This window comes from Brevundimonas sp. CEF1, from assembly GCF_051353055.1.
Classification (GTDB): domain Bacteria; phylum Pseudomonadota; class Alphaproteobacteria; order Caulobacterales; family Caulobacteraceae; genus Brevundimonas.
Genome location: NZ_CP195593.1, coordinates 3,071,276 through 3,084,023 on the forward strand (window position 1 = coordinate 3,071,276; position 12,748 = coordinate 3,084,023).

Consider the following 12,748-nt stretch of genomic DNA (forward strand, 5'->3'; position numbering starts at 1 on the left):
GCAACCCTGTAGCCCTGGAGCCGAACGTGAAGCGGACCTATCAGCCGTCGCGACTCGTGCGCAAGCGCCGTCACGGCTTCCGTTCGCGGATGGCCACCAAGAACGGTCAAAAGATTGTTGCGCGTCGCCGCGCAAAAGGCCGCAAGCGCCTGACGGCCTAACGTCACGCGCCCATTACCCTTCAGGGCGGGCGCATGACCGATCCGATGAAAATCGATCGCCTGACACGGCGGCCCCAGTTTCTGGCGGCCGCCAAAGGTGTTTCTCAGGCCCGCGGCGCCGTGGTGGTCCAGCAACTGGACCGTCAGGACGGACAGACCGCGATCCGCCTGGGATTCACCGCCACCCGCAAGGTGGGCGGAGCGGTGGTGCGCAACCGCTGCAAACGCCGCCTGCGCGAGGCCGCACGCCTGCTGGCGCCCCTGCACGGGCGTCCGGGCTGCGACTATGTGTTCATCGCCCGCATGGGCACGGCGGACCGCGACTGGGACCGTTTGCTTGACGATGTGAAATCGGCCCTTACAAGGCTCGCAACCCCGCGTGCGGCTCCCGATATGGGAGATGCGGCGAAATCGCCCGCCCGCGCCTCTGACGATTCGCGCCCCTCCGGCCAGGACCGCTGACCCCGATGCAGAACGAGAATTCGCGCAACACCATCATCTTCTTCGTGTGCGCGGCCCTGATCATGGGCGTGTACTACTTCATGGTGATGCGCCCACAGGCCGAGATGCGCCGCCAGCAGCAGGTTGTCGCCGCTGAACAGAAGCTGGCGACCAGCGACGCCGGGGCCAGCACGGCCTCGCGTCCCGACGCCTTCGTCACCGACCGCGCCCAGGCTCTGGGCACGGCCGCGCGCGTGCCGATCCAGACCGCCACCCTGAAGGGCTCGCTGTCGCTGCAGGGCGCGCGCATCGATGACCTCTACCTGACCGACTACAAAGAGACGCTCGACAAGAATTCTCCGCCGGTCGAGCTGTTCCGTCCGCAGGGCATGGAGCACGCCTACTTCGCCCAGTTCGGCTGGAGCGGCCCCAATGTCCCCGGCGGCGTTCCCGGCCCGAACACGGTCTGGAGCCTGACCAAGGGCGCAAGCCTGACCCCGACCACCCCGGTCGAGCTGACCTGGGACAATGGCGCCGGCCTGCGCTTCACGCGCGTCATCGCCATCGACGCCCAGTATGTCTTCACCGTCACCGACACCGTCGCCAACCTGAGCGGCCAGCCGATCACTATCGCTCCCTATGGCCGCGTCGAGCGCCAGGGCGTGCCGACCGATCTGGGCAAGCAGATGATCCTGCACGAAGGCGCCATCGGCACCTTCGGCGCGAACGGCAAGTTCACCACGGAACAGGTCAAGTACAAGGACTGGGCCAAGAAGCCGCGCATTGAAAATCAGTCGACCGGCGGCTGGCTGGGCATCACCGATAAATACTGGATGGCCGCCCTCATCCCGGACCAGAAGGAAGCCATCGAGGGGCGCTTCGCCGTGCGCGACCCTGACGGTTTGAACGTGCACGAAGCCGCCATGCTGGGCGCGACCCGCACCATCCAGCCGGGTCGCCAGATCGAAGAGACCCAGCGTTTGTTCGCCGGCGCCAAGCGCAACGAAATCCTGGCCGGCTATGAAAAGAGCCTGGACCTGCCGCGCTTCGTCTACGCCATCGACTGGGGTCACCTCTTCTTCCTGACGCGCCCGATCTTCATGATCGTGGAATTCTTCTATGGCGTTCTGGGCAACTTCGGCTTGGCCATCCTGGCCCTGACCGTCGTGGTCAAGCTGATCATGTTCCCGCTGGCCAACAAGTCCTACGAGAGCCTGTCCAAGATGCGGACCCTCCAGCCCAAGATGGAGGAAATCAAAAAGAAATTTAAGGACGACCCGCAGAAGCAGCAGCAGGAGACGATGGCCCTGTATCAGCGGGAGAAGATCAATCCGCTGGCGGGCTGCCTGCCCATCGTCGTGCAGATTCCGGTCTTCTACGCCCTGTACAAGGTGCTGTTCGTCACCATCGAAATGCGCCACGCGCCCTTCTTCGGCTGGATTCGCGACCTGTCGGCGCGCGATCCGTCGACGATCTGGAACCTGTTCGGCGCCATTCCGTGGGACCCGGCTACCCTGCCGCTGGTCGGCAGCCTGCTGAACGGCCCGCTGCACCTCGGCGTCCTGCCGATCGTCTATGGCCTGACCATGTGGCTGCAGCAGTCGATGAACCCGCCGGCCCAGGACCCGATGCAGCGCCAGATCTTCGCCTTCCTGCCCTTCATCTTCACCTTCATCATGGCCCCGTTCGCGGCCGGCCTGCTGATCTACTGGGCCTGGAACAACATCCTCTCGATCGCGCAGCAGTATGTCATCATGCACCGCTTCAAGGCCGAGAACCCGATCGACACCTTCCTCGCCCGTTTCAAGAAAGCCTGACCCATTGGACGAACCGTCGGCAGAGCCCAAGGTCGGAGAATACTCGGACGCCGAGATCGAGGCGGCGCGTGTGCTGTTTTCGCGCCCGGCGACCTTCGTCCTGGGCTGCGCCAAGATCGAGCAACTGCCCGATCCTGACCTGCCCGAGATCGCCTTCGCGGGCCGGTCCAACGTCGGCAAATCCAGCCTGATCAACGCCCTGGTCGGGATGCACAAGCTGGCGCGCGCCTCGAACGAGCCGGGCCGGACGCGCGAGGTCAATTTCTTCGACCTGGACGGCCGTCTGCGTCTGGTCGACCTGCCCGGCTACGGCTGGGCCAAGGCGTCCAAGACGACGGTGAAGAAGTTCCAGGACCTGGGGCGCGACTATCTGCGCGGCCGGGTGACGCTGAAGCGTGTCTATCTGCTGATCGACGCCCGCCACGGCCTCAAAAAGGTCGATGACGATGCGCTGAAGGCCCTGGATCTGGCCGCCGTCAGCTATCAGATCGTCCTGACCAAGGCCGACAAGCTGAAGAAGGGCGAGGTCGAGAAGGTCCAGGCGGAGACGCTGAAGGCCATCTCCAAACGCCCCGCCGCCTTCCCGGCCGTGCTGGTGACCTCGGCAGAAAAGGGCGCGGGGATGCCCGAACTGCGCGCCGAGATCATGCGCTCCACGGGCGTGAGCATCTGATCGAACGATCTCTGCACCGTTTGGTATGGCGCCGCTGACGCGCGGCCCCATATCGGACGGATGATCCCGCTTTCCATTCTCGACCTCGCCCCGGTGCCCGAGGGCTCCGATGTCTCGCAGTCTCTGGCCAACACCCTCGACCTGGCCCGCCACGCCGAGCGACTGGGCTACAAACGCTTCTGGCTGGCCGAGCACCACAACATGCCGGGCATCGCCAGCGCCGCGACCTCGGTCGTCATCGGCGCCGTGGCGGCGGCGACCAAGACCATTCGCGTCGGCGCCGGCGGCGTCATGCTGCCCAACCATGCGCCCCTGGTGATCGCCGAGCAGTTCGGCACGCTGGCCGCCCTGCATCCCGGCCGTATCGATCTGGGCCTGGGTCGTGCGCCGGGCTCGGATCAGGCCACGGCCCGCGCCCTGCGCCGCACACTTCAGGGCGACGTCGACGCCTTCCCGCAGGACGTGATGGAGCTGATGCAATGGTTCGCCCCCGCGACCCCGGATCAGCGCATCATCGCCAACCCCGGCGAGGGCCAGGACGTGCCGATCTGGATTCTGGGGTCCTCGACCTATGGGGCGCAACTGGCGGCCCATCTGGGCCTGCCCTACGCCTTCGCCAGCCATTTCGCGCCCGGCGACATGATGCGGGCGCTGGACGTCTATCGCCAGACCTTCCGGCCGTCGGCGCACCTGGACAAGCCCTACGCCATGCTGGGCTACAATGTGTTCGCCGCCGAGACGGACGAGGCCGCGCGCCTCCTCTTCACTTCGGTCCAGCAGGCTTTCGTCAATCTGAGAACCGGCCGTCCCGGCAAGCTGCCGGCCCCTGTCGAGGGCTACTACGAAAGCCTGGACGGCGCCGCGCGCGGCATGATCGACGCCGCCCTGGCCTGTTCAGCCGTCGGCTCGCCCGAGACGGTGCGCGCGACCATGGACGCCTTCATCGCCAAAACCGGCGCTGACGAACTGATGGTCACCAGCCAGATCTGGGACCCCGTCGCGCGGGTGCGCTCGCTGGAGCTTCTGGCGCAGGCGGTCGGGGGAGGCTGACAAACTCTTCATGCCCGTCGCCCGCACATGGGCTTCATCGATCCCGGCCGCCAGGAGCCCGCCAAGGGTAAAGGCCCGGGCGACATCCTCTGCCTGCGTTATCCCGGCGGCAGGGCGAAGCGGGCTACATCGCCCATGGAATCGAAATAGACGAGATCGCTGTCGTCGAATGCGATCAGACGCTCGCCCTTGGGGTTTACGAACGGCGCTTCGCGCAGCACGATCTCGCCATTGCGGGTCCAGAGGCTGACCCACCCCGGACGATAGGTCGCCGCCATGAACCGCCCGCCTTCGTCAAAGGCGACGCTGGCATAGTGGTGATGATCGTGGGTCGCCACATGGCCCTCGGCAAGATCAAGCGGATGGGGCGCGAAGCGGGCGGCGACATTGGCGCCCGACGCCAGATCGAAGATCACCAATCCAGAATAATAGCCTGCAAGAACAAGAAATTCCCCGCGGGGATCAACAGCGAAAACGCCGGGCGCAAAGCGATCATAGACCGAAGCCGCCTGACTTTCGCATCGCACTTCGATCGCGCCCGTCTCTCCATTCAGGATGACGACGTCAACCGGGGCCCCGTTCGCTGCAGCGCGCGCCGAAACGGCGAGGCGTCCATCAGGCAGAAAGGCCAGGGCCCGATGCCCGTCATCTTCGGGCATCGGGATGGAGAAGATATCCGATCCCTCCAGGGTCTTCACCGTCAGACAGGAGCGCCGGAAACAGGCCAGACGGTCTTCGGCCACAGCGACCTGGTGATCTGAAGCGCGCCCGACAAGACGCTGCTCGCCGGCTTCCATGTCGAGCCTATAGAGAGCGTAGTCTGCGTCGGCGTCATCATCAGACGGAGCGAGCACGGCCAGCAGCACCGAGCGGCCGTCCCCCAGGAGCTGATGGGAGGCAGGCGCTTGCAGCAACTCGTGCGAAAGCAGCACCTCGCCCGCCAGGGTTCGAACCTCCAGCGTCGCTTCAGATGAGCGATGCTTCAGCACCACCTGCGAAATCAATGAGCCGGACCGGCATATGCTGAGCGGACCTCGTTTGGGCCTTGCCTTGGCCATTCAGTCTCCGGTTCCCCTGACGGCGGCGGAGCCCGTGCCGAGGTCACGCAGGTCTTGCTCATATCTCTTGATAAGACCCGGATCCGCCGCCTCGCGGTGATCCTCGATGAAGGCCTGGAGCGCCTGGCGATAGTCCGAGACGAAACGAGGATTGGAGGGACTGGCCTCCAGCTTGCGCCGCGCCCGATCGACCGGCGCCCGCGCCTCGCCGATCAGGCGACGCTTTCCATAGGCGGACTCGTCGCTCAGAATGACCATATTGCGTTCGAAGCCGGTGACGTGACCCCCTGAAACTCCTCCAGGAATAGCTAGAGTCCGCCCTAACGAAGGACGGACAGAATGAAGCGATCAAGGTTCACGGAAGAGCAGATCATCGGGATCCTGCGGGAGCAGGAAGCCGGAGTGACGACGGCGGAGGTGTGTAGGCGTCACGGGGTCAGCTCGGCGACCTTTTACAAATGGAAGGCCAAGTTCGGCGGGCTCGACGTGTCGGAGGCTCGGCGGCTGAAGACGCTTGAAGACGAGAACGCCCGGCTCAAGCGAATGTTGGCGGACGCGATGCTGGACAACGTGGCCCTGAAGGACCTGCTGGGAAAAAAGTGGTGACGCCCGCCGGCTGGCGCGAGGCGGCTGGTCATCTGCAAGCCGCCTACGAGATGAGCGAAAGGCGGGCGTGCCGTGTTCTGGGCGTCGATCGGACGAGCGTGCGCTATCAGGCGACGCGCCCGGACGACGGCGCCCTGCGCGACCGGCTGAGGGCCCTCGCCCAGGAGCGTCGCCGGTTCGGCTACCGCCGCCTGCACGTCCTGCTGCGGCGCGAGGGCCATGCGGTCAACAAGAAGCGGGTTCAGCGGATCTATCGTGAGGAACGGCTGACGGTGCGCCGGCGCGGCGGGCGGAAGCGAGCAATGGGCACGCGGAGACCGCTGGACCTGCCGCTGGTGGCCAACCAGCGCTGGTCGCTGGACTTCGTCTCTGACCAGATGACGGACGGGCGGCGCTTCCGCATCCTGACGGTGATCGACAACTGCACCCGCGAGTGCCTGGCGTTGGTGGCCGACACCTCGCTGTCGGGCGCTCGGGTGGTGCGAGAGTTGGACGCCGTCATCCGGCAGCGGGGCCGACCCGACACCATCGTCAGCGACAACGGCACGGAATACACCTCGAACGCCGTCCTGGCGTGGGCCGACGACACCGGCGTCGGCTGGCATTACATCGCGCCGGGCAAGCCCCAGCAGAACGGCTTCAATGAGAGCTTCAACGGGCGCCTGCGTGACGAGCTGCTGAACGAGACGCTGTTTCGATCCCTGCCGCACGCGCGCGCGGTGCTCGAGGCCTGGCGGCGTGACTACAACGAACGGCGACCGCACTCGAAGCTCGGCTGGCTGACGCCGCAGGCCTACGCGCAAGCCCTTGCTGGAAACGCCGGGCGGCCTGCTGCGCTGGTTGACGGCTGCGCAGGCCGCCCTATTGCCAACCCAACCAATCTCTACCCAGATCAACCTCGGACTCTTGTTATGGCTGGATGAGAAACGGGGGTCACGTCAGCCAGATTAAAGGGCACGAAATTCTCGAACTCGTCTCGCAGCCGATCCCATGCCTTCTGAAAACCCAGTCGCGCACTGGTCGGCTCGGGCACCGCGCCAGTCAGAAACTCGGTCGCAAGCACGAAGTGGAAATGGAGGCTCTTGTGACCGGAATAGACGACGGTCAGTCCAGCGACGTCGGCATAGCGATCCCGCAAATGGGCAACGAACTGGCCGACCACGCTATCGAGTTTCGTTCCAGACGAGCGTAGCCAGCCGAGCTGCTGCTGGAAAAAGGTTATGTTCCGGTCATCGAACTCGACGGTCAGAATATGATGTGGGGCGACGACAACGCGAGCCTTGGGCGTTGCGTAGTCATCATCGTTCGCGGTGGCGATCCGCAGTGTGTTCGCGAACAGGCACTGCTGGTCCCAGTCGGTGTCGCCATGCTCTTCGATCAGACCCGCCACGACGTAGTGGTTCCTGCCGGGCACATCCTTTTTGGTGGCCACTGGCATGTAGACACGCCGCCCAGCATCGAAGCCCTGCTTCTGGATGATGTCAGTGAGAAGGATCGACTGGCTTCCCTCTTTGGCTCTTCGGAGTTGGCCGATCTCGGTCTTGGTCAGGTGTGGGGCGTAATATTTCGCCCAGAGGGGTTCAAAATGATTCACGTAAAGGTCTCGTCAGGTCAGAATATGATGTGACGGACCAGATCGACCTGCTGATCTCGCTGGAACATGACCTCCAGCGTTGTCCGCCACGGTTTATTTATAGTCGAGGAAGTGTCGCGTCGGCATTTATATCTACGCGTGTCGTGTTGCTTTTGAGAGAGAGGAGCGAAGCGACCAATCGGCTCTCTTCAAAAGCCCTTCTTTAGTGGCCTTCCTTATAAGGTATCCTAGCAAGGTCACTAAAAGGGGGGATTTGGTTCTGACCTGATCTTAAAACTCGGCTGCGCTCTTTCGACCGGCAGGTCCGAGCCAGAGGCGAGGACATGACGAAGGCGAAAGGGCCAGACGCAGGTGAGCGCAGTGCGCTCGCCTTGATGGTCGATGGAAACAGGCTCCAGCCTGATCACGATGTCTTTGGCTGGAAGATCGCCCGAAAAGGCCGCCGCAACCGTTCTCGGAAACTGGGGTGGAAATGGCTGTGTTTCACGGCCCGCAAACCCAGTCATGGCGTAGTCGATATTTTGCGCCTGACATCATCTGTTTCCAGCGACGGTCTGGGGCTGGCAGAGGACATGCGCGTTACGTAAAAATGCGTAACCCACGCCCAAGTGCTTCCCGAGCCAGCGATTTCGTTCCCGTGAAGCTTGAAGCGTTCGGTGAGCAGTGTTTCTATTCGCCTATGGGGCGATTTCTCGACAGGCTGTTGGAAGCGTCTACCGCCTACGACGTTAGGCGGGACAAGGACGGCTATTTCCTGATCGCCAATCCTGCCCAGCCCGATGCTTTCAATGATGTGGTGCGCGACGCGGTTGAAAAGGCGGGTGACGATTTCGTCGTCTTCCCCACGAGCGACGGCCACCATGGCTACAGCCAGATGTTCATCATCCCGCTGGATTAGACGACGCCACCTTCAGTTTAAGGTCGCGCGCGTCGCTCCGAGGGCGTCGATGTTAGGTGAAGTCCATGACCCGCTATGATCGACAAGTGCGGCTGCTGGCGGCTTGCCTGTCCAGCATCGCCGGATATGTGGACGCTATCGGCTTTGTCAGCTTGGGCGGGTTCTTCGTCTCCTTCATGAGCGGAAATACGACCCGGATCGGAGTAGGCTTGGCGAACGACTGGGCAGCAGCAGGAGTAGCTGCGGGCCTTGTCGGCCTCTTCGTCATCGGGGTGATGTTGGGGGCCGTGGTCGGTCGATTGGCCAAATCCCATCGACGTCCCATGGTCCTGATATTTGTGGCCGTGCTGCTGGGCCTTGCCGCCGTCACCGCTCACTTCGGGGCCACGGACTTCGCTGTCGTGGGAATGGTTTTCGCGATGGGTGCGGTGAATGCCGTCTTCGTCGAAGAGGGCGAGGTTCGCATCGGCGTGACCTACATGACAGGGACATTGGTCAAGCTGGGCAAAGCCATCACCACGGCTCTGCTCGGGGGCGACCGACTTGGTTGGCTTCCCCATCTGCTGCTCTGGCTCGGTCTACTGGTCGGAGGTCTGCTGGGAACGATAGCCTACCGGCATTTCGGTCTGGACGCTTTAGGCGCCGCCGCAATAGCCGCAGCCATCTGCGCCGTATTGGCCGACAGACTGGGGGTTAACCCCGATCACGCATCAGCATAGACCGCCCCCGATCTCGTTGACGCCCTGCCAATTCATGAGAGTCTGTTCTCCCAACATCGGATCGGAGAACACCCCTGACCAAACGCGTGGCGATCTACTGTCGTGTGAGCACGGCGGATAAAAACCAGACCGTCGAAAACCAACTCCGCGACCTGCTGGCCGTCGCCCAGCGTCAGGACTGGGAGGTGGCCGCCACCTTCGTCGATGAAGGCATCTCGGGTGCCAAAGGCCGCGACAAACGGCCCGGCTTCGACAACCTGCTGAAGGGTGTCGCCCGGAAGGACTTCGACCAGATCGCCTGTTTTTCGGTCTGTCGGATCGGACGGTCCCTGCCCGACCTGATCCATTTCCTCGGCGACATCCAAGCCAAAGGCGTGGACCTCTATGTCCACACGCAGGGCCTCGACACCTCGACGCCTTCCGGCGCCATGATGTTCCAGATGCTCTCGGTCTTTAGCTCCTACGAACGCGCCATGATTAGGGAGCGCATCATGAGCGGCCTTCGTCGGACGACCAAGAAGTCCGGTCGCAAGCCCATGCCTGACGACCGTGTGGAAGCGATCAGGAAATCGTTGCTGGACGGTCTGGGCATCCGCGCCACCGCCCGCCTCCATTGTGCTTCACCGATGACGGTGACCGCGATCAAACGCTCGACGGAAACGGTTGGAGAAGACCGTCTGGAGAGCGTCGCCGCCTAAACCAACGCCAGCTTCGCGTTCACCTGATCCTCTTGGCGGCTGAACTGGAAGCGCACTTCGACGCCGCCATTGCCCAGCGGAAAGTGCGGCCAGTTCGACTGCTCGATCCCGATGGCCATCACCGTGGCCTTCGCCCGCTCGGCCAGCACCTGCTGGGCCAGACCATTCAATGTCAGCTTCCCGACATCGTAGCCCGCGCTCGCCAGCACTTCGGCAAGGCGTCGCTCCTCCACATCAACATCAGACGCCGAGACGACGTGATCCAGTTTCCACATCGTTGATCTTCTCCCCACTCGACCACGCCCTGCCGCGACCTGCTGACCATAGCAATGGAAGATCGTCAGGAAAGCCTCGCGCCTGACGTCAGAGACGGTCGTGGAAGTCCGTTCGAAACGTTGACCCCAGCCCATCCGAGGACTCTGCTTCGCGGCTCATCCATCCGAGTCGCGGAGCATCATCATGGCTGACGACGCCGCCCAATCAGCAGCCGATAGCTCGGCCTACCAGCAGGTCGGCACGAGGAATCCTGTCGGGTGCGCCACTTCCTTGCCGGTCCGGTCATCTCGCGGCCCGTTGATGCGCGGGCTCAGAGATACTTCATCCACCATTGCGAACTGCGGCGCTTGACCTCGCCGAACCAGCGGGAGGCGAACGCGCTGGGGACAGCGACGATCAGCGCCAGCAGCCAGATCCAGCCGACGCTCGGCAGGCTGAAGACTTCGCCCTGGTTGGGGCCGAACACCGCAAGCGCGCCCAGATTGAGCAGATGCAGGCCGTAGAGGTGGATCAGGTAAAAGAACAAAGGCGCGCCGCCGAAGACGGCGAGAAGGTCGACCAGTCGACGCGGGGCTCTCTCCAGTCCTGCCAGCAGCAGGGCGCCGACGCCTAGCGTCACCAGAAGGAAGTCCGCTGAGGGCGGATACTTGGTCAGGTTGAGCACGCTCATGGCCGTGCGCAGCAGATCGGGCTGCACGCTCCATGGGTGATCGCCATAGAGGTTGATGGTCCTCAGGACGGCGAACAGTCCCAGCATGGCGACGCCGAGAACGACCAGGCGGCGGCGTCGCGTGGCGCCGTCGGCGACAAACCAGGGGCCGACGCCATACCCCAGGGCGATGACGCCGATCCATGGCAGCAGGGGATAGGAGGTCCGCGCCTGCCCGCCCCATGGCAGGTCAATGTAGCCGCGATCATGCAACACGGCCCAGACGGCGTGGCCGGGGGCGCCTTCGGCTACCGTGATCGGATCGAGAAAATTGTGTCCCAGCATGATGACCAGGCCGAGCGTGATCAGCGCGCCGCGTGGCAGATGGACCAGGGCCGCCAAGGCGATCATCGACAGGCCGATGACCCAGATGACTTGCAGAAAGACGGTGGTCGGCGTCAGGGAGAAGGTCCAGGCGAAGGTCACCAGAGTCAGCTCCAGGCCGATCAGGAACAGGCCTCGCTTGAACAGAAAGGCCGAAGCCGCCGGGGCGCCGCCCTTTTTCGACGCGTAGAGCCAGGCGCTGAGCCCGGTCAGGGCCACGAAAATGGGCGCGCAAAGATGCGCTGTCATCCGGGTGAAGAAGAGGACCGGAGCGGTCGCCGTGACATCCATCGGGTCCGAGACCTGGGCGTGGATGAAGAAGAACTCACGCGCATGATCGACCAGCATCAGCAGCATGACCAGGCCGCGCAGGGCGTCGATGGACTGAATGCGGATGGAGAGCGCGGCGGTCGAGGGGGCGGCTGGTGGTGTCATTCGGCTGTGCGTAAATGATATGAAATAACATTACAAATTATCGACGGCCTCATTTGACGTCCCTGGCGCGGCGCCCGATGAAGGCCGTGTGAGCCAGCCAGTCCTTCCCGTCCGGCGCCTGCCAAAAGGCCGTCTGCCAGCGCCGCCGTCCGGGCTGGGGCGCATCGAAGGCTTCTCTGACATCCGGTTGAGCGTTGAACAGGCCGAGGCTTCGCTGGAGGCCGCGGCGGATCGGTTGTCGCTGCCGCGTTCGGGCTGGTCGTCGGGACGGTTCGACATGCTGGCCATTTCCGGCGGGGCGGCGGGCGGGGCTTACGGCGCCGGTGCTCTGGTCGGACTGACCGAGGCCGGGGCGCGGCCGGAGTTCGCCCTGGTGACCGGGGTCAGCACCGGTGCCCTGATCGCGCCCTTCGCCTTTCTGGGGGCGGCCTGGGACGAGCGTCTGGCCGACGCCTATGTCGGCGGACACGCCGCTGACCTGTTGAGCCTGCGCCGCCTGGCCTCGACCTTTACCGGCGGCCTGTTCCAGGGCGAGGCCCTGGACGGCCTGATCCATCCCTTTGTCGATGAGGCCCTGATCGACGCCGTGGCGGCCGAGCATGCGCGTGGTCGGCGGCTGCTGGTGGCGACGACCGATCTGGACAGCCAGCGCTCCTGCATCTGGGACATGGGGGCCATAGCCTCGCACGGCGGCGAGAAGGCTGTGGCTCTGTTCCGCGAGGTTCTGGCCGCCTCCGCCAGCCTGCCGGGCCTGTTCCCGCCGCGTCGCATCCCCTGCGAGGTTGATGGCGACAAGTTCGAGGAGATGCACGTGGACGGCGGGGTCGCTGCGCCTCTGTTCCTGATGCCCGAGGGCCTGCTGCGCTGGAACCGGCTGGGACGACGACTGCATCGCGGCCGGGTGCATGTCCTGGTCAATACGGTGCTGGAGCCCGAACCGCGCACCACGGCCCCCAATGTGGCGGCGGTTCTGACGCGCAGCTTCGACGCCATGTTGCGGTTTTCCTATCGCCAGGCCCTGGGGACGGCGACGACCTTCTGCGCGGCGCAGGGGCTGCCGATCAGCGTCGCCTCGATCCCCGACGCGCCGGATCAAGGCGGGATGCTGAGCTTCGACACCGCCACGATGCAGCGGCTGTTTGACGCCGCGCGCGAGCGGGCGCGGGCGGGCGAGCTGTGGCGTTCGCCGGTTGCCGAACGGCAGGGGCTTCAGGGCCTGATGGATCGGCTGCGGCCGCGCGGATAGCCTTGATGCGGCCCATCACGAGGCGCATGGAAAGGCTCTCTTC

Annotated in this window: 16 protein-coding genes; 11 read left to right on the plus strand and 5 right to left on the minus strand. The window is 64.3% G+C overall.

Annotated features, from left to right (window positions below; translation table 11 throughout):
- Positions 1 to 26 precede the first annotated feature (26 nt).
- The 5 genes from rpmH to ACR9FL_RS15455 are packed head-to-tail and all read left to right on the plus strand — an operon-like array spanning position 27 to position 4,142.
- Positions 27 to 161, plus strand: a complete 135-nt coding sequence (gene rpmH / locus ACR9FL_RS15435) for a 50S ribosomal protein L34 (protein ID WP_003164000.1) — start codon at positions 27 to 29, stop codon at positions 159 to 161.
- 33 nt (positions 162 to 194) lie between these two features.
- Complete coding sequence (gene rnpA / locus ACR9FL_RS15440; protein ID WP_105563764.1) at positions 195 to 623, plus strand: ribonuclease P protein component; 429 nt, start codon at positions 195 to 197, stop codon at positions 621 to 623.
- A gap of 5 nt (positions 624 to 628) precedes the next feature.
- On the plus strand, positions 629 to 2,419 hold the full coding sequence (gene yidC / locus ACR9FL_RS15445) for a membrane protein insertase YidC (protein WP_436356251.1): 1,791 nt from the start codon (positions 629 to 631) through the stop codon (positions 2,417 to 2,419).
- A gap of 4 nt (positions 2,420 to 2,423) precedes the next feature.
- The gene (gene yihA, locus ACR9FL_RS15450; protein ID WP_436356252.1) at positions 2,424 to 3,092 is read left to right on the plus strand and encodes a ribosome biogenesis GTP-binding protein YihA/YsxC; all 669 of its coding nucleotides are present in this window, start codon (positions 2,424 to 2,426) and stop codon (positions 3,090 to 3,092) included.
- 60 nt (positions 3,093 to 3,152) lie between these two features.
- A complete protein-coding gene (locus ACR9FL_RS15455) occupies positions 3,153 to 4,142 on the plus strand; it encodes an LLM class flavin-dependent oxidoreductase (protein WP_436356253.1) in 990 nt (329 codons plus the stop codon).
- A 98-nt stretch (positions 4,143 to 4,240) separates the two neighbouring features.
- On the opposite strand, the gene ACR9FL_RS15460 is transcribed toward ACR9FL_RS15455, so the two are convergent.
- Together ACR9FL_RS15460 and ACR9FL_RS15465 are read right to left on the minus strand one after the other, a co-directional pair.
- Positions 4,241 to 5,200, minus strand: a complete 960-nt coding sequence (locus tag ACR9FL_RS15460; RefSeq protein WP_436356254.1) for a hypothetical protein — start codon at positions 5,198 to 5,200, stop codon at positions 4,241 to 4,243.
- Positions 5,201 to 5,458 (minus strand): hypothetical protein, encoded by a 258-nt coding sequence (locus ACR9FL_RS15465; RefSeq protein WP_436356255.1) that lies wholly within the window; start codon positions 5,456 to 5,458, stop codon positions 5,201 to 5,203.
- 81 nt (positions 5,459 to 5,539) lie between these two features.
- Between ACR9FL_RS15465 and ACR9FL_RS15470 the strand changes: the two genes are divergently transcribed.
- A protein-coding gene (locus tag ACR9FL_RS15470) for an IS3 family transposase (RefSeq protein WP_134581407.1) occupies positions 5,540 to 6,729 on the plus strand; the annotation gives its coding sequence in 2 pieces (ribosomal slippage) (positions 5,540 to 5,792 and positions 5,792 to 6,729; 1,191 coding nt in all).
- Here the strand turns inward: ACR9FL_RS15470 and ACR9FL_RS15475 are convergent.
- On the minus strand, positions 6,699 to 7,400 hold the full coding sequence (locus ACR9FL_RS15475; RefSeq protein ID WP_436356256.1) for a hypothetical protein: 702 nt from the start codon (positions 7,398 to 7,400) through the stop codon (positions 6,699 to 6,701). The two genes, ACR9FL_RS15470 and ACR9FL_RS15475, sit on opposite strands and share 31 nt — an antisense overlap.
- 323 nt (positions 7,401 to 7,723) lie before the next feature.
- Here ACR9FL_RS15475 and ACR9FL_RS15480 point away from each other — a divergent pair, with 323 nt between their 5' ends.
- The 4 genes from ACR9FL_RS15480 (at position 7,724) to ACR9FL_RS15495 (ending at position 9,715) form a co-directional block, all read left to right on the plus strand.
- The gene (locus tag ACR9FL_RS15480; RefSeq protein WP_436356257.1) at positions 7,724 to 7,987 is read left to right on the plus strand and encodes a hypothetical protein; all 264 of its coding nucleotides are present in this window, start codon (positions 7,724 to 7,726) and stop codon (positions 7,985 to 7,987) included.
- Positions 7,988 to 8,037: 50 nt separating this feature from the next.
- The gene (locus ACR9FL_RS15485; RefSeq protein WP_162790683.1) at positions 8,038 to 8,298 is read left to right on the plus strand and encodes a hypothetical protein; all 261 of its coding nucleotides are present in this window, start codon (positions 8,038 to 8,040) and stop codon (positions 8,296 to 8,298) included.
- Positions 8,299 to 8,363: 65 nt separating this feature from the next.
- Positions 8,364 to 9,017 carry a YoaK family protein gene (locus ACR9FL_RS15490; RefSeq protein ID WP_436356258.1) on the plus strand — a complete coding sequence of 218 codons (654 nt, stop codon included), beginning with the start codon at positions 8,364 to 8,366 and terminating at the stop codon, positions 9,015 to 9,017.
- Between the two features lie 104 nt (positions 9,018 to 9,121).
- A complete protein-coding gene (locus tag ACR9FL_RS15495) occupies positions 9,122 to 9,715 on the plus strand; it encodes a recombinase family protein (protein WP_245945223.1) in 594 nt (197 codons plus the stop codon).
- On the opposite strand, the gene ACR9FL_RS15500 is transcribed toward ACR9FL_RS15495, so the two are convergent.
- Both ACR9FL_RS15500 and ACR9FL_RS15505 read right to left on the minus strand, forming a co-directional pair.
- The gene (locus tag ACR9FL_RS15500) at positions 9,712 to 9,990 is read right to left on the minus strand and encodes a hypothetical protein (protein WP_313635345.1); all 279 of its coding nucleotides are present in this window, start codon (positions 9,988 to 9,990) and stop codon (positions 9,712 to 9,714) included. The genes ACR9FL_RS15495 and ACR9FL_RS15500 overlap by 4 nt on opposite strands.
- Positions 9,991 to 10,301: 311 nt before the next feature.
- Positions 10,302 to 11,459 (minus strand): DUF1624 domain-containing protein, encoded by a 1,158-nt coding sequence (locus ACR9FL_RS15505; RefSeq protein WP_436356259.1) that lies wholly within the window; start codon positions 11,457 to 11,459, stop codon positions 10,302 to 10,304.
- Positions 11,460 to 11,547: 88 nt separating this feature from the next.
- Between ACR9FL_RS15505 and ACR9FL_RS15510 the strand changes: the two genes are divergently transcribed.
- Complete coding sequence (locus ACR9FL_RS15510) at positions 11,548 to 12,705, plus strand: patatin-like phospholipase family protein (RefSeq protein ID WP_436356260.1); 1,158 nt, start codon at positions 11,548 to 11,550, stop codon at positions 12,703 to 12,705.
- Positions 12,706 to 12,748: the final 43 nt, after the last annotated feature.

Coding starts and splice junctions, on each gene's coding strand:
- rnpA (WP_105563764.1), top strand. CDS start 195: ATGACCGATCCGATGAAAATCGATCGCCTGACACGGCGGCCCCAGTTT.
- yidC (WP_436356251.1), top strand. CDS start 629: ATGCAGAACGAGAATTCGCGCAACACCATCATCTTCTTCGTGTGCGCG.
- ACR9FL_RS15455 (WP_436356253.1), top strand. CDS start 3,153: ATGATCCCGCTTTCCATTCTCGACCTCGCCCCGGTGCCCGAGGGCTCC.
- ACR9FL_RS15460 (WP_436356254.1), bottom strand. CDS start 5,200: ATGGCCAAGGCAAGGCCCAAACGAGGTCCGCTCAGCATATGCCGGTCC.
- ACR9FL_RS15465 (WP_436356255.1), bottom strand. CDS start 5,458: ATGGTCATTCTGAGCGACGAGTCCGCCTATGGAAAGCGTCGCCTGATC.
- ACR9FL_RS15480 (WP_436356257.1), top strand. CDS start 7,724: ATGACGAAGGCGAAAGGGCCAGACGCAGGTGAGCGCAGTGCGCTCGCC.
- ACR9FL_RS15490 (WP_436356258.1), top strand. CDS start 8,364: ATGACCCGCTATGATCGACAAGTGCGGCTGCTGGCGGCTTGCCTGTCC.
- ACR9FL_RS15500 (WP_313635345.1), bottom strand. CDS start 9,990: ATGTGGAAACTGGATCACGTCGTCTCGGCGTCTGATGTTGATGTGGAG.
- ACR9FL_RS15505 (WP_436356259.1), bottom strand. CDS start 11,459: ATGACACCACCAGCCGCCCCCTCGACCGCCGCGCTCTCCATCCGCATT.